This window comes from Pseudomonas sp. TWR1-1-4 (genome assembly GCF_049897165.1).
GTDB lineage: Bacteria > Pseudomonadota > Gammaproteobacteria > Pseudomonadales > Pseudomonadaceae > Aquipseudomonas > Aquipseudomonas canadensis.
In genome coordinates this window covers 178725-197215 of the sequence record NZ_JAFCVS010000003.1, presented here as the reverse complement: position 1 = coordinate 197215, position 18491 = coordinate 178725, and the positions used below count along the sequence as shown (strand labels likewise).

The window sequence follows — 18491 nt, the reverse complement described above, 5'->3', positions numbered from 1 at the left end:
GCCATGACCGTTAATCTGACTACCGCCAACGAATTCATCGCCCGCCACATCGGCCCGCGCCAGGAAGATGAGCAGCAGATGCTCGCCAGCCTGGGCTTCGACTCCCTGGAAGCCCTGAGCGCCAGCGTGATCCCGGAAAGCATCAAGGGCACCAGCGTGCTCGGCCTGGAAGACGGCCTGAGCGAAGCCGACGCACTGGCCAAGATCAAGGCCATCGCCGGCAAGAACCAGCTGTTCAAGACTTACATCGGCCAGGGCTACTACAACTGCCACACGCCGTCGCCGATCCTGCGCAACCTGCTGGAAAACCCGGCCTGGTACACCGCCTACACCCCGTATCAACCTGAGATTTCCCAAGGCCGCCTGGAAGCGCTGCTGAACTTCCAGACCCTGATCAGCGACCTCACCGGCCTGCCGATCGCCAACGCATCCTTGCTCGACGAAGCCACCGCCGCCGCCGAAGCCATGACCTTCTGCAAGCGCCTGAGCAAGAACAAGGGCAGCAATGCCTTCTTCGCCTCGATCCACAGCCACCCGCAAACCCTCGACGTGCTGCGCACCCGTGCCGAGCCCTTGGGCATCGACGTGGTGGTGGGCGATGAGCGTGAACTGACCGACGTCAGCCCGTTCTTCGGCGCGCTGCTGCAGTACCCGGCCAGCAACGGTGACGTGTTCGACTACCGCGCACTGACCGAGCGCTTCCACGCCGCCAATGGCTTAGTGGCCGTGGCCGCCGACCTGCTGGCCCTGACCCTGCTGACCCCACCGGGTGAGTTCGGCGCCGACGTGGCCATCGGCAGCGCGCAACGCTTCGGCGTGCCGCTGGGCTTTGGTGGCCCGCACGCGGCGTACTTCTCCACCAAGGATGCGTTCAAACGCGACATGCCGGGCCGTCTGGTCGGTGTATCCGTGGACCGTTTCGGCAAGCCGGCCCTACGCCTGGCCATGCAGACCCGCGAGCAACATATCCGCCGCGAGAAAGCCACGTCGAATATCTGCACCGCCCAGGTGCTGCTGGCGAACATCGCCAGCATGTACGCCGTGTACCACGGTCCCAAAGGCCTGACCCAGATTGCCCAGCGTGTGCACCAGCTGACCGCGATCCTGGCCAAGGGCCTGACCGCCCTGGGCTTGAAGGTCGAGCAGGAAAACTTCTTCGACACCATCACCCTCAACACCGGCGCCAACACTGCCGCGCTGCACGACAAGGCGCGCGCCCAGCGCATCAACCTGCGTGTGGTGGATGGTGAGCGTCTTGGTGTGTCGGTGGACGAAACCACCACCCAGGCCGATATCGAAACCCTGTGGGCAATCTTCGCCGACGGTAAGGCCCTGCCGGACTTCGCCGCCAAAGTAGACAGCACCCTGCCGGCCGCGCTGCTGCGCCAGTCACCAGTCCTCAGCCATCCGGTGTTCAACCGTTATCACTCCGAAACCGAGCTGATGCGCTACCTGCGCAAACTGGCCGACAAGGACCTGGCGCTGGACCGCACCATGATCCCGCTGGGCTCGTGCACCATGAAGCTCAACGCTGCCAGCGAAATGATCCCGGTGACTTGGGCCGAGTTTGGCGCCCTGCACCCGTTCGCCCCGGCTGAGCAAAGCGCTGGCTACCTGGAGCTGACCTCCGACTTGGAGGCCATGCTCTGCGCCGCCACCGGTTATGACGCGATTTCCCTGCAGCCGAACGCCGGTTCCCAGGGCGAGTACGCGGGCCTGCTGGCCATCCGCGCCTATCACCAGAGCCGTGGCGATGAGCGCCGCGACATCTGCCTGATCCCCTCGTCGGCCCACGGCACCAACCCGGCCACCGCCAACATGGCGGGCATGCGCGTGGTCGTGACTGCGTGCGATGCACGCGGTAACGTGGACATCGAAGACCTGCGCGCCAAGGCCATCGAGCACCGTGACCACCTCGCCGCGCTGATGATCACCTACCCGTCCACCCACGGCGTGTTCGAAGAAGGTATCCGCGAAATCTGCGGCATCATTCACGACAACGGCGGCCAGGTGTACATCGATGGCGCCAACATGAACGCCATGGTGGGCCTGTGCGCACCGGGCAAGTTCGGCGGCGACGTGTCCCACCTGAACCTGCACAAGACCTTCTGCATCCCGCACGGCGGTGGTGGCCCGGGCGTTGGCCCGATTGGCGTCAAATCGCACCTCACGCCGTTCCTGCCCGGCCACGCGGCCATGGCGCGCAAGGAAGGCGCGGTGTGTGCGGCGCCGTTCGGCAGCGCGAGCATCCTGCCGATCACCTGGATGTACATCAGCATGATGGGCGGTGCGGGCCTCAAGCGCGCTTCGCAACTGGCGATCCTGAATGCCAACTACATCTCCCGTCGCCTCGAAGAGCACTACCCAGTGCTCTACACCGGCAGCAACGGCCTGGTGGCCCACGAATGCATCCTCGACCTGCGCCCACTCAAAGACAGCAGCGGCATCAGCGTAGACGACGTGGCCAAGCGCCTGATCGACTTCGGCTTCCATGCGCCGACCATGTCGTTCCCGGTGGCCGGCACCTTGATGATCGAGCCGACCGAAAGCGAATCCAAGGAAGAACTGGACCGCTTCTGCAACGCGATGATTGCCATCCGCGAAGAAATCCGCGCGGTGGAAAACGGCACCTTGGACAAGGACGACAACCCGCTGAAAAACGCGCCGCATACCGCCGCTGAACTGGTGAGCGAGTGGACCCATCCCTACACCCGCGAGCAAGCGGTGTATCCGGTGCCATCCTTGATCGAAGGCAAGTACTGGCCGCCGGTGGGGCGTGTGGACAACGTGTTTGGCGATCGCAATCTGGTGTGTGCGTGCCCATCGATCGAGAACTACCAGGAAGCGTAAACGCAACCTTCCCTGTAGGAGCCGGCTTGCCGGCGATGGCGGCCTCGAGGCCCGCATCGCCGGCAAGCCGGCTACTACAAGATCGGGTGCCCCCGTGAATGCGTGCCCAATAATAAGAAACCGGAGAACAACCATGTCTTTAAGCGTGTTCGACCTGTTCAAGATTGGCATCGGCCCCTCCAGTTCCCACACCGTCGGCCCGATGCGCGCCGCCGCTCGGTTCGTCGAGGGCCTCAAGCGTGACAACCTGCTGAGCGCTACCGCCGGCATCAAGGTGGAACTCTACGGATCGCTGGGCGCCACCGGCAAAGGCCACGGCAGTGACAAGGCCGTGTTGCTGGGCCTGGAAGGCGAACACCCGGACACTGTGAATACCGAAACCGTGGCCACCCGCCTGGCGCAGATGCGCAAGGACGGCCACTTGAATTTACTCGGCGAACACAGCATTGCGTTCAACGAGAAAGAACACCTGGCGATGATTCGCAAACCCCTCGCCTACCATCCCAATGGCATGATTTTCCGTGCCTTCGACGCCGCCAATATCCAGATCCGCAGCCGCGAGTACTACTCGGTCGGTGGTGGATTTGTGGTGGATGAAGACGCCGCCGGCGCCGACCGGATTGTCGAGGATGCCACAGCGCTGACCTTCCCCTTCAAGCATGCCAAAGACCTCCTCGGCCATTGCACCACCTACGGGCTGTCCATCAGCCAGGTGATGCTGACCAACGAGAGCGCCTGGCGCCCGGAGGCGGAAACCCGCGCCGGGCTGCTGAAGATCTGGCAAGTGATGCAGGACTGTGTGGACGCGGGCTGTCGCAACGAAGGGATTCTGCCCGGCGGCTTGAAGGTCAAGCGTCGCGCCGCGGCCCTGCATCGCCAGTTGTGCAAACACCCGGAGTCGGCGCTGCGCGACCCACTGTCGGTACTCGACTGGGTCAACCTTTACGCCCTGGCCGTCAACGAAGAAAACGCCAACGGCGGCCGCGTGGTCACGGCGCCCACCAATGGAGCGGCAGGCATCGTGCCGGCGGTGCTGCATTACTACATGCGCTTTATCCCCGGCGCGAACGAAGACGGTGTGGTGCGCTTTCTGCTCACCGCCGCCGCCATCGGGATTTTGTACAAGGAAAACGCGTCGATCTCCGGCGCAGAAGTTGGCTGCCAGGGTGAAGTCGGCGTGGCTTGCTCCATGGCGGCCGGCGCGTTGTGCGAAGTCTTGGGCGGCAGCGTTTCCCAGGTGGAAAACGCCGCCGAAATCGGCATGGAGCACAACCTCGGCCTGACCTGCGACCCGATTGGCGGGCTGGTGCAGGTGCCCTGCATCGAGCGCAATGCGATGGGCTCGGTCAAGGCAATCAATGCGGTGCGCATGGCTTTGCGCGGCGATGGGCAGCACTTTGTGTCCCTCGACAAGGTCATCCGCACCATGCGCCAGACCGGCGCCGACATGAAAAGCAAATACAAGGAAACCGCCCGTGGCGGTTTGGCGGTCAACATTATCGAGTGCTGACGCCTAACGGCGCGCCAGCACGTTTTTCAGGAGCTGAATATGTCCACCGAAACCCTGTTGAAAACTCCATTGCACGCCCTGCACATCGAGCTGGGCGCACGCATGGTGCCCTTCGCCGGCTACGACATGCCGGTGCAATACCCGTTGGGCGTGATGAAGGAACACCTGCACACCCGTGATCAGGCCGGGCTGTTCGACGTGTCCCACATGGGCCAGATCCGCCTCACCGGGGCCAATGCTGCTAAAGCCTTGGAAACCCTGGTGCCGGTCGACATCATCGACCTGCCGGTGGGCATGCAGCGCTACGCGATGTTCACCAATGACCAGGGCGGTATTCTCGATGACCTGATGGTGGCGAACCTGGGTAACGACGAACTGTTCCTGGTGGTCAACGCCGCCTGCAAGGACCAGGACCTGGCACACCTGCGCCAGCATATCGGTGACCTGTGCACCATTGAGCCGCTGTTCGAAGAACGTGCACTCCTGGCCCTGCAAGGTCCGGCGGCGGTGAAGGTACTGGCGCGCCTGGCACCGGAAGTCACCAAGATGACCTTCATGCAGTTCGCCACGCTGCGCCTGCTGGGCGTGGACTGTTATGTCAGCCGTTCGGGCTACACCGGCGAAGACGGCTTCGAGATCTCCGTGCCTGCCGCCAATGCCGAAAGCCTTGCGCGCAGCCTGCTGGCCGAGACCGAAGTACAAGCCATCGGCCTGGGTGCCCGCGACTCGCTGCGCCTGGAAGCTGGCCTGTGCCTGTACGGCCACGACATGAACGCCGACACCACACCAATCGAAGCCAGCCTGCTGTGGGCGATCTCCAAGGCCCGCCGTGCCGACGGTACGCGTGCCGGTGGCTTCCCGGGTGCGGACAACATCTTCACCCAGCAGCAAACCGGTGTGAGCCGCAAACGAGTAGGTTTGTTGCCACAAGAGCGCACGCCCGTACGTGAAGGCGCGGAAATCGTCGACGCAGACGGCACCGTGATCGGCACCGTGTGCAGCGGTGGCTTCGGTCCGACCCTGGGCGGCCCGCTGGCCATGGGTTACCTGGACAGCGCATTCATCGCGCTGGATACCGAAGTGTCTGCGTTGGTACGTGGGAAAAAGGTGCCACTTCGTGTAAGTAAAATGCCATTTGTACCGCAACGTTACTACCGTGGCTGATTGACTGTTTCTATAAGTAACGCGACTGCGTTAACGCGCACTAATTTGTAACGCAATCGCCATAAAACAGTGCACTCCCGATAGTCTTTCTTATAGGGACCCCGCTATAACAAGTGATCAACTCTATCGAATAAGTGGGATCCACTACATCCACCCAAGTGCCATAAGCCCTAGCAAAACCTGGGCTTTTGGCAGGGCTTGTTTTTTCTCCATTAGTTGGCGTAGAGTTTGCCCACTGTGTTTGCATGGGTCGCTTGGAACCTGGACCTGGGCAGTAGCCAAACTTAGCTACAACCCGTTCGACGTCTCTTACTTTCCTGCAACCCAGCCCAGTACTCTTTCATGCGAAAGGGGCTGTCATTAATTTTTAGCGTCAAGGAAATAAGAAAATGGCTGAACGTCAGAGCGGTACCGTCAAGTGGTTTAACGACGAGAAAGGGTTTGGTTTTATCACTCCAGAAAGCGGTCCGGATCTGTTCGTGCATTTCCGCGCTATTCAGGGCAACGGCTTCAAGAGCCTGAAAGAAGGCCAGAAAGTGACGTTCGTTGCTGTGCAAGGCCAAAAAGGCATGCAGGCTGACGAAGTACAAGCAGAAGGCTGATCCCTCCTGCGACAAAAAGCCCCTGATGGTGACATCAGGGGCTTTTTTATGTGCGTTTGCTCGTAAAATGGCTTTTTTCATCAGAGAGCCCTGCCATGTCAAAACCCCTGCTGAGCCCCCAAGGCGAGTTCCCCGCCGTTGGCCTGGGCCGTCGCCTGGCAGCGATGTTCTATGACTTCCTGTTGTGCACTGCCCTGCTGATCGTCACCGCGTTCGCCTACAAGCTGATCTGGATCGCGTTTGTCGGTGAAGCCAAGATGCGCACCCTCACCGAGTCCGGCGCGCTGGACGGCGACCCGTTGCTGTCGACGATCCTGTTGTTTGTGCTGTTCGGCTTCTTTGCCAAGTTCTGGACCCATTCCGGGCAGACCCTGGGCATGCAGGTGTGGGGCGTGCGCGTGCAGAACGCCGATGGCTCACGGATCAGCCTGTGGCAGGCGCTGTTGCGCTTTGTGGTGTCGATTGCGTCGTGGTTGTGCGTGGGGCTGGGATTTATCTGGTCGCTGGTGGATAAGCGCAAACGCAGCTGGCATGACATCTATTCCGACAGCCAGCTGGTTCGTATCCCCAAACAGAGAAAGTAACCGCTCTTTGCAGGAGCCGGCTTGCCGGCTCCTGCAAGGTTATGCGTTGCCGGCCAGCTTGAGGCGGGCGGCCTGGGTGAAATCCAACATGCGCTTGAGCGGGCGCACTGCCTGCGGAATCACGGACGGCTCGACGAAGATCTCGTTGCTGCCCTCACGCAGGCACTGCAGCGTGCGCTCCAGCGTGTTCATCGCCATCCACGGGCAATGCGCGCAACTGCGGCACGCTGCGCCGTTGCCGGCGGTAGGCGCCTCGACAAAGACCTTGTCCGGACACAGCTGCTGCATCTTGTAGAAAATGCCGCGGTCAGTGGCGACGATGAAGGTTTTGTTCGGCAGGCGCTGAGCGGCAGCAATCAATTGACTGGTCGAACCTACGGCATCCGCCAATTCGATCACCGCCGTCGGCGATTCCGGGTGCACCAAAATCGCTGCATCCGGGTACAACGCCTTCATGTCTTCAAGCTGCTTGGACTTGAACTCTTCGTGGACGATGCAGGCACCGTCCCACAGCAGCATGTCGGCACCGGTCTGACGCTGGATATAGGTGCCCAGGTGCTTGTCCGGACCCCAGATAATCGTCTCGCCGTTGTCCATCAGGCTTTCGACGATTTCCAATGCACAGCTGGAAGTCACCACCCAATCCGCTCGGGCTTTGACCGCCGCCGAGGTGTTGGCGTACACCACCACGGTGCGCTCGGGATGCTGGTCGCAGAACGCCGAGAATTCCTCCACCGGGCAACCCAGGTCCAGGGAACACGTGGCTTCCAGAGTGGGCATGAGGATGCGTTTTTCCGGGGTGAGGATCTTGGCGGTCTCGCCCATGAAACGCACGCCGGCGACCAGTACGGTCTTGGCCGGGTGGGCGGCGCCGAAGCGGGCCATTTCCAGGGAGTCGGAGACGCAGCCACCGGTTTCTTCGGCCAGGGCTTGGATCACCGGGTCACAGTAGAAGTGGGCAACCAGCACCGCGTCTTGAGCCTTGAGCTCGGCGGCGATGGCGGTACGCAGGCTCGCCTCTTCGTCAGCGCTGAGAGCCTTGGGCTGCTTGGCGTCGAGGTGGGCTTGAACCAGAAGGCGTTCGGAAATTTGCGTCATGTTCGCAAGACCTGCAGGCGCAGTTGCGCGAAAGTCGAGTGTACCACCGGCTCTGGAGCCCTTCGGGCGCCGCCGGACGAAGTGATTGTGTTCATCAAGCACGGGTTAAAGTGAAGCTGCGCAAGGCTACAGAATATCCAAGGCTTTCAAAAGCCTAATCTGGCATTCGTCGGTGCGTCTGTCGGGCAAAAAAAGGCGCCTCCATCACTGGAGACGCCTTTTTTACAGCCGCGTCAGCGTGCCAGTGCGGACGGATCTTCCTGCAACATTACCGAAGCATGCAGGCTGACCAGGGCTTCTTTAACAGTGGACTCCTCCAGCGCATCCTTGGACTTCTTGCTTTCCTTGGCGGCGTATTCGAGCAGCACCAGGTAGTCGCGCTTGACCGACGCCTCTTTCGGCACCGTGGTGTCTTCCACCAACTTGCCCATCACATACTGCTGCGTGCGGGTGTTCTGGCTGGCACTTTGATCGAGGGTTGCACTGGCCAGCAGGCCGTCCTTGTAGGAGAGCTTGGCCGAGCTGCTGGCCGTGTCCTGCACTTGTATGTAGCGATAGTTCTGCGACTCTGCGTTGCCGTCCAGGGCAGGCGCTTTGCCGCCCTTGAGCCCTTTATGGAAACTCGCGGACAGGCTCGACTGCTGGTCCTGGCTGACACTGCGATCCAAGGTACTGGTGCCGCCGACGCGGGTCTTTTGCGAAACCTCATAGGCGAAACTGTCCACCTCAGACGGACGCATTGGGTTCGGCGATTCGCTGGCCTGTTTGATGGATGCCTTGAAGTCCGCCAAGCCGGTCAGCAAGCCCTGATCGGTTGAGTTGCGCGTCAACGCTTCGGGCAGGGTAACGCCCTGTGGATAATGGCTATTCATGGCGCTGAAGGCGTCTTTGAACATCGCCATCAGCTCTGGCTTGGCACTGCCGCGCTCCTGTGCCCGGTCGAATTGGGCGAGATAGCTTTGCAGGGCCTTGGCCTGTTGCTTGGCGTTGCCGAGGATCGCGGCGTTTTTCAGGTCGACGGCCAGGTTCAACTCGCCGAGCGGGCCACTCATGCGGGTGGTGCGGCTTTGGCTGTCCGCATGGAAGGCCAGGCTCAGGTCCTGGCCGTCCAGGGATTTGAGCTTGGCATTGAGGTCCACCGACGCCAGCAGCTTGGTATCAAACTGCGTCAGTTGGCTCAGGTCGAGCTTCGGCGGCGTTGCCGTCAATCCATCTACGGCGGACTGGAAGGCGCTGCCCAGTTTGCCGATAGCCTTGAGCTCCTCATCGCTCAAGGTGCCACCGTCTACTGTGGCCTGCACGCCCAGGCCATCGGTCTGGCTCGAGAGGCTGAAGGTGACGGTCTTACCGCTGGCGGTCTTGATGCTGAGGCTGACCAGGTTGTCGGCCTTGGTGTGCAGCAGACCCTGATCAACTTTGATTTCACCTGCGTTCGCCGCGCGGTCGGCACTCGCGAACATCACCGATTGGGAAACCCCTGCCCCGCCCTTGGCGAACTGCGCAATCAGGCCAGCACCCAAGCCACTGAAGCGGTTGGCCGTCGACTGCGAATTGAAGTTGGCGTTGAGCGATTTGCTGAGCGCGTCCTGGCTGTCACTTTCCCAGGCGCGCACGGTCTCTTGACCCGGTAGTTGCCCGCGACGGGAATAGGTGTCGGAAAGCGTATCGGAGACGACGTTGCCCAGGCTGACGACTGAAGAGGGCCTCTTCAGGCTGACTTCAATGTTGTGCGTCAGGGTTGCAGGCGGCGTTTCTGTCGGACGGACGATAAGCGTATTGCCAGTATTAATAGGCGAAAGCGTGGTCATGACGATCCCTGTCTTGAGCTGAGCAATGCTCAATTTAACCAAGACTTCGATCGATTGACAGCACATAGATAGCAAAGAGCCATGCCAAAAAACTGGCTCTTTGCGGTTTTGCGAACATCAGAAGCGGTAGGTCACCGATCCGCCGAAGCCATTGGCGCTGTTTTCATACTTGGCATCGTAGGTCAGGCCCACCTGGGAAAGGTTCTGACGGACCTTGATCGGCTCTTCCTTGAGGTAGGAATACGCCACATCGAAGGTCAGGTTGTCGACAGGCGTCCAACCGGCGCCCAGGCTGAAAACAGTGCGGTCACCCGTAGGAATTCGCACGGAACGGTCGGTGTTATTAGTCGGCGTCTGGTCCACCGAGAAGCCGGTCCGTAGCACCAGTTGTTTGTTGACCCGATACGCCGCGCCGATGGCGTGGGACCAGGTGTCATGCCAGTGCTGTTGCTCGGTGATCGAGCCAAGGCCACCAAATTGAGCAGTGAGATCGGACACGCCATCGTTGTTGATGGTGATCTTCTTCAACTGGCTCCAACGGGTGTAGGTGCTGCCGAGGTAGAGGGTCCAGTCGTCATTCAGTTGATGGGTGACCGAAAAATCCACCGAGGATGGCGTGGTGACGTTCAAGCTGGCGTCATAGTGCTGGGGCCCACCGTCGAAGGCATCGGAGATCACCCCGGAGGCGTGGGTCTTGCCGGTGAGGTGGTAGACCACTTGCGAGTGGTAGGTCACGCCGATACGCGTACTTTCGAGGGGTTGCACCAGGATACCGGCGTTGAACCCGGTGGCGTTGTCGTCGCCTTTGACCTTCACACTTTCGCCCGCGCCGCCACCCAGCGGCACATTGGAGTCCAGCTCGCCATTGATGCGATTGAAGGTCGGGCCGAAGCCTACCGACACCTTGTCGTTGAAGGCATAGCTGACCGTCGGCTGCACGGTGATGACCTGAACCTTGCTCTTGTTGCCGAAGCCATTGCCCTGGAAGCTGTGCTCATAGTCGGTCACCAAGCCGAACGGGGCATAGATGCCTAAACCGAACGCCCAGTGCTCATCGATAGGCGTGACCAGATACCCCATCGGCACGGCAATGCCGGGCACCATATCGCCCTTGTTGGTGCCTGGGTTGTCGGCACCGAACTGCGAGGAACTGGCGTCTTTGATATCGGTTTTGGCATCGAGGTAAGTCGCACCGAGACTGACTTCATTCTGCTTCAGGCGAGACATACCGGCGGGGTTGCCAAACACGGTACTGGCGTCTTCGGCCGATGAGGAGCGACCGGCATAACCCGTGCCCATTGAACTGATACTTTGTTCATTGAGCGCGAATCCACCGGCGAACAGCTGGGTTGAGGCAAGGGAAACGGCGAGCGCCAAGGCGCCTTTAAGAGTTTTGTTATTCATTATTAGGACTCGAATTGTGGGGCAGCGACGAGGAAGCTACCAACGTTCGAGCGAGGGGTTTATGAAGAGTTTTTCATGCGGGTGATTGTCGGACAATCCTAGGATATTCAAAGACTTTAGCTGTTTTTCATCCCCAATAATGACCTTGAAGCCTGATCATGACCCATTGGTTTTGAACAGAGCCTGACAATGGCTCGGATACAAAAAACCCCAGGCACTTCGTATGCCTGGGGCTTTCTCTGTATTCCAGCAGGCAAAAAAAAACCCGGAAATCCTCACTTGCGTGGGCCTTCCGGATTTTCTAAACCGCCAAAAATGGTGGGTCGTGTGGGATTCGAACCTACGACCAATTGGTTAAAAGCCAACTGCTCTACCAACTGAGCTAACGACCCGCTGTGTGGTGGCGCGTATAATACTGATTTCTAAGGATTATTCAACACCTTATTTGAAATAAATCAGAAATAACGCGTTGGGTCAGTAATTCCGGCCGCTTGGAAGCCTTCTGCACGCAGTCGGCAGCTGTCGCATTTCCCACAAGCACGGCCGTCATCGTCTGCCTGATAGCAGGAAACAGTCAGCGAATAATCCACGCCAAGTCCTACACCAGCCTTGACGATATCGGCCTTGCTGAGGTTTTGCAGCGGCGCCAGGATACGGAAGCCCTGCCCTTCTACACCGGCCTTGGTCGCCAGGTTGGCCATGCGCTCGAACGACTCGACGAACTCTGGGCGGCAGTCCGGGTAACCGGAGTAATCCACTGCGTTGACGCCAATGAAGATGTCGCGAGCGTTGAGCACTTCTGCCCAGCCGAGGGCCAGGGACAGGAACACGGTGTTGCGTGCCGGCACGTAGGTCACCGGGATGCCTTCGCTGGGCGCTTCCGGCACATCGATGCTGCTGTCGGTCAGCGCCGAGCCGCCGATGCCGTTGAGGTTCAGGCCGATCACCTTGTGCTCGACCACGCCCATCTCACGGGCAACACGCGCGGCGGCGTTCAGCTCGGCGCGGTGACGCTGGCCGTAGTCGAAGCTCATGGTGTAGCAGCTGTAGCCTTGCGCCTGGGCCATGGCCACCACGGTGGCCGAGTCGAGGCCGCCGGACAGCAGAATTACCGCGCGTTTTTGATCCATTGTGTGTTCAGTCATATCAGCGTCCTGGCTCGTCGTTCCAAAGGTATTTATGCAGCTGCAATTGCAGGCGCACCGGGAGATTGTCCGCAACCACCCAATCAGCGAGGTCGCGTGCGTTCAGGTCATGGTGGCTTGGCGAAAACAGTACTTCGCCTGCGCGGCGGTCCAGCCCGTATTGAATCAGCTTGGAGTTCGCCCAGTCGTAGTCGTCGCGGGAGCAGATCACGAACTTGACTTGATCGTTGGCCGTCAGCAGCTCGATGTTCTCGTAGCGGTTACGGTGCGCTTCCTTGGAGTCGGGGGTCTTGAGGTCGACCACGCGGCTGACACGGGGGTCGACCGCAGAGATGTCCAAGGCGCCACTGGTCTCCAGGGAGACCTCGTAGCCGGCATCACACAGCTGCTTGAGCAACGGGATGGCATTGGGCTGGGCCAACGGCTCGCCGCCGGTCACACAGACGTAGCGCGGCTTGTAGCCGGCGACCTGCTCCAGGATGTCATCGAGGGTGCGCACCGTGCCGCCACTGAAGGCGTAGGCGCTGTCGCAGTATTGGCAACGCAAGGGACAACCGGTCAGGCGCACGAATACTGTGGGCAGGCCAGCCGTTCGCGTTTCACCCTGCAACGAGTAAAAAACTTCGGTAATACGTAATGTGTCTTGCATAGTCGCCACGGGCGTAACAGCTAAACAGGCTGTCCGCCTCCGTCAGGCACTTTGAGGGACCCCGCCAACGCGTAGACCCCAAAAAGCGTGTTTCATAAAAGGGCGTGGATTCTAACGAAAAAACCCGCGACAGGCGCGGGTTTCTTCTAAACGGGCTGCATCGCTTACAAGCGTTGCAGATCCCGTTGGGCCAACTGGGCAGCGGAAGTCCCCGGATATTGGGCCACAACCTGCTGCAGAATGCCTTTGACCTTGTCGGTATGACCCAGGCGGCGTTCTACGTCAGCGAGTTTGTACAGCGAATCCGGCACCTTGGCATGCTTGGGGTACAGCTGGCTGACCTTGGCAAATGCCTGGCCCGCGCCCTGTAGATCACCCTTGGCCAGGTTGACTTCACCCAACCAGTATTGGGCGTTGCCCGCGTACTGGCTGTTCGGGTATTTACGCAGGAAAGCGGTAAATGCCTGGCTGGCCTTATCGAAATCCTTGGCTTTGATCAGGTCGAAGGCTGCATCGTAATACAGCTTTTCCTTAGCCGGATCACCCGGTTCGCTGCTCGCGGCAGGGGCTTGGCTGGCAGCCGCCCCTGCTGCTGCACCACCGGCAGCAGCGCTTGGCGCGCCACCGGCAGAAGAATTATCAGGAGTTGCGGCAGGTTGAACGCCGGCTCCAATGCGTCGATCAAGATCCTGGTAACGCTCCAGGCCTTCTTGCTTCAGCTGGTTCACTTGGTTCTGCAGTACTTCAATGGTGCCTTGTTGCTGCGCCAGTTGATCCTGCATGCGTTGCAGCTGGTTGAACAGTTCGCCCTGTGCCGAGGGAGCGGACGTAGCCGCTCCCCCCGCATAGGCGCCGTTCGTGCCATAACCTGCTGGCGGATAACTGCTCCCGCTATTGTTATAGCCAGAGTTGCTATCTTCCACAGGAACCGCAGCCCACACCGCAAGCGGTGCGAGGCTGAGAGCCAATACAGTTAGAGCACGACGGCACGTTCGCATGACGAATTACTTACGCAGTTCGACGCGACGGTTTTGAGCCCAGGACTGCTCGTCGTGGCCAGTAGCAACTGGACGCTCTTTACCGTAGGAAACCAGTTCCAGTTGGCCTGGAGCAACACCTTGCAGTACCAGGTAGCGCTGAACGGCTTTCGCACGACGCTCGCCCAGTGCCATGTTGTACTCACGAGTACCACGTTCGTCAGTGTTACCTTCCAGTACAACGCGAGCGCCGTTAGCTTTCAGGTCCTTCGCGTGAACGTCCAGAGCGCGCATGGCTTCTGGTTTCAGGTCCGAACTGTCGTATTCGAAGTAGAAAGTGGTGATAGCGCGCAGAGCAGCTTCTTCGCTCAGGGAGCCGTCAACCGCACCAGTGTTAGCGCCGTAACCAGCGTTTGGATCAACAGCTGCGCCTTCACCGGCATTGTCGCCGCCTTTAGACGAGCAACCAACGGCTACGGACAGAGCCAGAGCCAGAGCAGCAAACTTACCAAACTTCAGCATTTCCATCGTGAAACTCCTAATGAACCCCAGTGTGTTAAGTACTTCTTTTTGTAGCGCCGCGTCAGTTCAGGTAAGGGGACCAGGATGGTTCTCTGACTTCGCCTTGTGCGGTAGGAAGTGGGAGCCTTACGCGTCCATTTATGGACACGAGCATCAAGACTCCCCGGCCCTGCTGGCGGGTGGCGTAGATTACCATGGTGCCGTTGGGCGCAACAGTGGCTGACTCATCAAGGTTGGTATCTGTGAGGATTTTTACGGTTCCGCGCTGCAAATCCTGGGCCGCAACCCGGAAATTAGTGAAACCATCCTGACGGTGAATCATCACCAACGTCTTTTCATCGGCCGAAAGCTTAGGGTTGGCGTTGTAGTTACCGATAAAAGTAACACGCTCTGCCCCACCACCATTCACGTTCGCCTTGTAGACCTGTGGCTTGCCGCCTCGGTCAGAGGTGAAGTAGATGGTCGAACCATCCTTGCCCCAGAACGGTTCGGTGTTGATGCCCGGGCCGCTGGTTACGCGGGAAATCTGGCGCGAAGCCATGTTCATCACGTAGATATCCGGGTTGCCATCCTTGGACAGCACGAACGCCAGGCGCGAACCATCCGGCGACCAGGCCGGTGCACCGTTGAGGCCTTCGAAGTTGGTGATCTGCTCACGACGGCCAGTATCAATGTGCTGGACGAAGATACGCGGACGCTTCTGCTCGAAGGACACGTAGGCAATACGCTTGCCGTCCGGCGCGAAGCGCGGCGACAGGATTGGCTCACGGGATTGGAGCAAGGTCACAGCCCGTGCACCGTCGTAGTCCGAGCGCTGCAAAGTGTAACGAGTGTTGTCTACAGAGAAACGTTCAGCCGTTACGTACAGCAGACGCGTCGAGAACGCACCCTTGATACCGGTGAGCTTTTCAAACGACTGGTCCGAGATGTAGTGGGCCATGTCGCGGATCTGCTCGGCAGTACCCGAAACGCTGCCGGTCAAGACCTGCTGTTCGGTCGCCACGTTGAACAAGGTGTAGGTGATTTGCAGACGACCACCGGCCGGCGTGATATTGCCGACCATCAGGTACTGCGCACCTACCGCTTTCCAGTCGCGGAACACGACTTCGCTGGCCTGGTTCGGCTGGCTGATCATGTTGCCTTTTGGAATCGGTGCGTAGTAACCGGAGTTGCGCAGGTCGTCGCTGACGATCTGGGCCATGTCGTCCGGCAGCACGCTGCCGCCCTGCCAGCCGAACGGCACTACCGCGATCGGGGTGGCCCGATCGCTACCGCTGGTGACCAGGATGTTCTTTTCATCCGCCGCCGCTATCCCTGCCATACAGCAAATAACGACAAGCATTCCTCGAAGAAGGTTTCTCACAAGGCTAGATCCTCAGGTGTGAATGTCATCTTGAATGAACGATAGGGAGCGAAGTCGCTTGGTTTCATTCCCTGCATCTCGGTCAACCGGCCAATATTCTTGACCGCGGCAACCGCCGAACTGTCGAACGAACCGTCACCACTGGACTTGGACACGCTGACCGAAGTCACCGTACCGTCCGGCAACATGCCGATCTGCAGCACTACTGTCATGCCTTTACGTGCCGAAGGTGGACGTGTCCATCCCTCTGCTGCCCGCGCCCGAATCAGGTCGTCGAAACTGCCCGCGACTTCATCACCACGTTCATCGGCCAAGGCTTGCTGACGCTGCGGCGTGTCGGAGAGCAAGTCTGCCAAGGCCTGGGCCTTTTTCTCTTCGGCGGATTTGCGCGCTGCTTCCTGGGCCTTTTTCTTCTGGGCGTCGGCGGCAGCTTTCTTCTTCGCGTCGTCGGCGACTTTTTTCTTCGCCTCGTCTGCTTCAGCTTTTTTCTTGGCGTCTTCGGCGGCTTTCTTCTTCGCGTCTTCGACTATTTTCTTCTTGGCGTCTTCAGCGGCCTTTTTCTTGGCTTCTTCTTCAGCAGCCTTCTTGGCTTCTTCTTCAGACTTCTTCTTGGCTATATCAGCCAATTGTTTCTCTTCGGCCTTTTTGGCTTCGGCAGCTTTCTCGGCTTTCTTGGCTTCATCAGCCTTTTTCGCCTCGTCCGCTTTCTTGGCTTCCTCAGCCTTTTTCGATTCCTCGGCCTTTTGAGCCGCCTCTTCTTTCTTTTGTTCCGCAGCAGCCTTCACCGCTTCCTGCTCGACCTTCTTCTGTTCCATCTGTTCGACTTCAGTCTGGCGCGCAGCCGACTTCTGGGCCTCACCCGCAATCTTCTGATTGGTCTGGGTGGTGGCCTGACTTTTCGATTTCAGCTGATACAGGGTCGCCTGCACGATCGGCTTGGCTGGCGGCAGGTCCGGAGTCATGGCAAAGCTGACGAACAGCATGCCAAACACCAGGACGTGCAGGGCAATTGCCCAGACGCTAGGCCAGAAGTAGCTTTCCGAGGCGGACGGCTCTCGCTGTTGCTGCATCAGGGCGCCTCGGTAATCAAGCCAACGTTACCCACGCCGGCCTTCTGCAGCCCGCCCATGGCGCCCATGACGGAGCCGTAGTCGACCGCCTTGTCACCGCGGATGAAGACCTGGGTGTGCTTGCCGCCTTCGTTGCCGGAACGAATGATCTTGGTCACCGCGTCGGTCATCGCCGGCAAGGTCAGGGCCTTGTCCTGCTGCTTCTGAGTGTCGACTTCGCTGCCAAGGTTCCAGTAATAGGTCTTGTCGGACTTGATCGAAATGGTCAGCACCTGGGTGTTGTTGTCTTGCGGCAAGGCTTCGCTGGAAACCTTGGGCAGGTCAACCTTCACACCCTGGTTGAGCATCGGCGCGGTCACCATGAAGATAACCAGCAGCACCAGCATCACGTCGATGTAAGGCACTACGTTCATCTCGGCGACCGGCTTGCGCTTGGTTCGAGCTCGAGTGATTAAAGCCATCGTGAGATACCTGCTTATTCTTCGCTGGTGTGCACTTTACGGTGCAGGATCGCCTGGAATTCATCGGCGAAGGTGTAGTAACGGCCAATCAGGTTCTCGCCGCGAGCAGCAAAACGGTTGTAGGCAATTACTGCGGGGATAGCAGCGAACAGGCCGATCGCGGTGGCGATCAGGGCTTCGGCAATACCAGGAGCCACGGTAGCCAGGGTCGCTTGCTGGGCCTGGGCCAGGCCACGGAAGGAGTTCATGATCCCCCACACGGTACCGAACAAGCCGATGTAAGGGCTTACGGAGCCGACGGTGGCGAGGAACGGCAAGCTTTGCTCAAGCTTCTCTTCTTCACGGGAAATGGCAACGCGCATGGCACGAGCCACACCTTCCATGACCGCTTCCGGGTCAACACCTGGCTGCTGGCGCAGGCGGGAGAATTCCTTGAAGCCGGCGCGGAAGATCTGCTCGACGCCCGAATCCGGGTCCGGGTTGCTGCCTGCCTGACGGTAAAGCTTGGACAGGTCGATACCCGACCAGAAGCGCTCTTCAAAGCTCTCCAGGGCACGTCGACCGGCACGCAACAGATTGCTGCGCTGAAAAATCATGACCCAAGAGGTAACCGATGCGGCTACCAGGGTCAGCATGACCAGTTGAACCACAACACTGGCATTGCTGACCAGGCTCCACATGGAGGAATGGTCGACGACGGTAGGTTCCACGCTAAATCTCCTGCTTTGATTGTTTACCCGCGCCGCTTACGTCGGCAAAGGCCGCACGTAGAGCTTCGGGAATGGCCCGGGGTTTCAAACTATTGGTGCGCACACAGGCCACCAGGAACTGCCCCTCACAGAGCAGCGTTGCATCCGTTGCCCGCCTGACCTGCTGCTTGAAACGCAGGCTGACACGGTTCAATTCGATTACTTCAGCGCTGACCAACAGTTCGTCGTCCAGCCGCGCCGGCGCGTGATAGCGCGCCTCGCTGGAATGCACGACGAATAACAGGTCCTCCCCTGCCAGCTGGGATTGGGCAAAGCCCAGCTCCCGTAGCCGCTCGGTTCGAGCCCGCTCCATGAACTTGAGGTAGTTGACGTAATACACGATGCCGCCCGCATCGGTGTCCTCGTAATAAACGCGACAGCGATGTGCGAACGACTGATCCCCGTTTTGCGCGCGCATACTCTAGTGCTTACTCCTCAGGTTGCCAATCCGGCTGGGCAACTGTTTTTTAATCCATCGAAACATTTCGAGTGACTGAATGACGACACCAGCCACTAGGACAGCACAAACCTCGGA

Annotated in this window: 17 protein-coding genes and 1 tRNA gene; 5 read left to right on the top strand and 13 right to left on the bottom strand. The window is 59.5% G+C overall.

Annotation, left to right across the window (positions count from 1 at the left end; translation table 11 throughout):
- Positions 1-3 precede the first annotated feature (3 nt).
- The 5 genes from gcvP (at position 4) to ACP7C6_RS09215 (ending at position 6710) form a co-directional block, all read left to right on the top strand.
- The gene (gene gcvP / locus ACP7C6_RS09235) at positions 4-2850 is read left to right on the top strand and encodes an aminomethyl-transferring glycine dehydrogenase (protein ID WP_308907955.1); all 2847 of its coding nucleotides are present in this window, start codon (positions 4-6) and stop codon (positions 2848-2850) included.
- A 133-nt stretch (positions 2851-2983) separates the two neighbouring features.
- The gene (locus ACP7C6_RS09230) at positions 2984-4360 is read left to right on the top strand and encodes an L-serine ammonia-lyase (RefSeq protein ID WP_122685505.1); all 1377 of its coding nucleotides are present in this window, start codon (positions 2984-2986) and stop codon (positions 4358-4360) included.
- A 39-nt stretch (positions 4361-4399) separates the two neighbouring features.
- Complete coding sequence (gene gcvT / locus ACP7C6_RS09225; RefSeq protein WP_028617736.1) at positions 4400-5524, top strand: glycine cleavage system aminomethyltransferase GcvT; 1125 nt, start codon at positions 4400-4402, stop codon at positions 5522-5524.
- Positions 5525-5913: 389 nt separating this feature from the next.
- A complete protein-coding gene (locus ACP7C6_RS09220) occupies positions 5914-6126 on the top strand; it encodes a cold-shock protein (protein ID WP_003365337.1) in 213 nt (70 codons plus the stop codon).
- Positions 6127-6221: 95 nt separating this feature from the next.
- Positions 6222-6710 carry an RDD family protein gene (locus tag ACP7C6_RS09215; protein ID WP_068935013.1) on the top strand — a complete coding sequence of 163 codons (489 nt, stop codon included), beginning with the start codon at positions 6222-6224 and terminating at the stop codon, positions 6708-6710.
- Positions 6711-6749: 39 nt separating this feature from the next.
- On the opposite strand, the gene nadA is transcribed toward ACP7C6_RS09215, so the two are convergent.
- The 13 genes from nadA to ybgC form a co-directional block, all read right to left on the bottom strand.
- Entirely contained in the window at positions 6750-7808 is a 1059-nt protein-coding gene (gene nadA / locus ACP7C6_RS09210; RefSeq protein ID WP_338575642.1) for a quinolinate synthase NadA, read from the bottom strand.
- A gap of 233 nt (positions 7809-8041) precedes the next feature.
- Positions 8042-9616: a lactate dehydrogenase gene (locus ACP7C6_RS09205; protein WP_426108644.1), complete on the bottom strand. Its 1575-nt coding sequence runs from the start codon at positions 9614-9616 to the stop codon at positions 8042-8044.
- Between the two features lie 117 nt (positions 9617-9733).
- A complete protein-coding gene (locus ACP7C6_RS09200) occupies positions 9734-11020 on the bottom strand; it encodes an OmpP1/FadL family transporter (RefSeq protein WP_028617740.1) in 1287 nt (428 codons plus the stop codon).
- A gap of 316 nt (positions 11021-11336) precedes the next feature.
- Positions 11337-11412, bottom strand: a tRNA-Lys gene (locus tag ACP7C6_RS09195).
- Between the two features lie 63 nt (positions 11413-11475).
- Complete coding sequence (queC, locus tag ACP7C6_RS09190; protein WP_028617741.1) at positions 11476-12150, bottom strand: 7-cyano-7-deazaguanine synthase QueC; 675 nt, start codon at positions 12148-12150, stop codon at positions 11476-11478.
- A 16-nt stretch (positions 12151-12166) separates the two neighbouring features.
- Complete coding sequence (queE, locus tag ACP7C6_RS09185) at positions 12167-12814, bottom strand: 7-carboxy-7-deazaguanine synthase QueE (RefSeq protein ID WP_010208116.1); 648 nt, start codon at positions 12812-12814, stop codon at positions 12167-12169.
- A gap of 164 nt (positions 12815-12978) precedes the next feature.
- Positions 12979-13812, bottom strand: a complete 834-nt coding sequence (gene ybgF, locus ACP7C6_RS09180; RefSeq protein WP_016975447.1) for a tol-pal system protein YbgF — start codon at positions 13810-13812, stop codon at positions 12979-12981.
- A gap of 6 nt (positions 13813-13818) precedes the next feature.
- Entirely contained in the window at positions 13819-14319 is a 501-nt protein-coding gene (pal, locus tag ACP7C6_RS09175; RefSeq protein ID WP_003209827.1) for a peptidoglycan-associated lipoprotein Pal, read from the bottom strand.
- A gap of 55 nt (positions 14320-14374) precedes the next feature.
- Positions 14375-15655 (bottom strand): Tol-Pal system beta propeller repeat protein TolB, encoded by a 1281-nt coding sequence (tolB, locus tag ACP7C6_RS09170; RefSeq protein ID WP_032864323.1) that lies wholly within the window; start codon positions 15653-15655, stop codon positions 14375-14377.
- Between the two features lie 17 nt (positions 15656-15672).
- The gene (tolA, locus tag ACP7C6_RS09165; RefSeq protein ID WP_426108642.1) at positions 15673-16746 is read right to left on the bottom strand and encodes a cell envelope integrity protein TolA; all 1074 of its coding nucleotides are present in this window, start codon (positions 16744-16746) and stop codon (positions 15673-15675) included.
- On the bottom strand, positions 16746-17198 hold the full coding sequence (gene tolR, locus ACP7C6_RS09160; protein WP_161634127.1) for a protein TolR: 453 nt from the start codon (positions 17196-17198) through the stop codon (positions 16746-16748). Before tolR ends, tolA begins: the two co-directional genes overlap by 1 nt.
- Before the next feature lie 23 nt (positions 17199-17221).
- Positions 17222-17917 carry a protein TolQ gene (tolQ, locus tag ACP7C6_RS09155; protein ID WP_010208111.1) on the bottom strand — a complete coding sequence of 232 codons (696 nt, stop codon included), beginning with the start codon at positions 17915-17917 and terminating at the stop codon, positions 17222-17224.
- Position 17918: 1 nt separating this feature from the next.
- Positions 17919-18374, bottom strand: a complete 456-nt coding sequence (gene ybgC, locus ACP7C6_RS09150) for a tol-pal system-associated acyl-CoA thioesterase (RefSeq protein ID WP_015885610.1) — start codon at positions 18372-18374, stop codon at positions 17919-17921.
- Positions 18375-18491 lie beyond the last annotated feature (117 nt).

Bases quoted from the DNA above. Each gene is read 5' to 3' on its own strand.
- gcvP (WP_308907955.1), top strand. From the start codon at position 4: ATGACCGTTAATCTGACTACCGCCAACGAATTCATCGCCCGCCACATC.
- ACP7C6_RS09230 (WP_122685505.1), top strand. From the start codon at position 2,984: ATGTCTTTAAGCGTGTTCGACCTGTTCAAGATTGGCATCGGCCCCTCC.
- gcvT (WP_028617736.1), top strand. From the start codon at position 4,400: ATGTCCACCGAAACCCTGTTGAAAACTCCATTGCACGCCCTGCACATC.
- ACP7C6_RS09220 (WP_003365337.1), top strand. From the start codon at position 5,914: ATGGCTGAACGTCAGAGCGGTACCGTCAAGTGGTTTAACGACGAGAAA.
- ACP7C6_RS09215 (WP_068935013.1), top strand. From the start codon at position 6,222: ATGTCAAAACCCCTGCTGAGCCCCCAAGGCGAGTTCCCCGCCGTTGGC.
- nadA (WP_338575642.1), bottom strand. From the start codon at position 7,808: ATGACGCAAATTTCCGAACGCCTTCTGGTTCAAGCCCACCTCGACGCC.
- ACP7C6_RS09205 (WP_426108644.1), bottom strand. From the start codon at position 9,616: ATGACCACGCTTTCGCCTATTAATACTGGCAATACGCTTATCGTCCGT.
- ACP7C6_RS09200 (WP_028617740.1), bottom strand. From the start codon at position 11,020: ATGAATAACAAAACTCTTAAAGGCGCCTTGGCGCTCGCCGTTTCCCTT.
- queC (WP_028617741.1), bottom strand. From the start codon at position 12,150: ATGGATCAAAAACGCGCGGTAATTCTGCTGTCCGGCGGCCTCGACTCG.
- queE (WP_010208116.1), bottom strand. From the start codon at position 12,814: ATGCAAGACACATTACGTATTACCGAAGTTTTTTACTCGTTGCAGGGT.
- ybgF (WP_016975447.1), bottom strand. From the start codon at position 13,812: ATGCGAACGTGCCGTCGTGCTCTAACTGTATTGGCTCTCAGCCTCGCA.
- pal (WP_003209827.1), bottom strand. From the start codon at position 14,319: ATGGAAATGCTGAAGTTTGGTAAGTTTGCTGCTCTGGCTCTGGCTCTG.
- tolB (WP_032864323.1), bottom strand. From the start codon at position 15,655: ATGCTTGTCGTTATTTGCTGTATGGCAGGGATAGCGGCGGCGGATGAA.
- tolA (WP_426108642.1), bottom strand. From the start codon at position 16,746: ATGCAGCAACAGCGAGAGCCGTCCGCCTCGGAAAGCTACTTCTGGCCT.
- ybgC (WP_015885610.1), bottom strand. From the start codon at position 18,374: ATGCGCGCGCAAAACGGGGATCAGTCGTTCGCACATCGCTGTCGCGTT.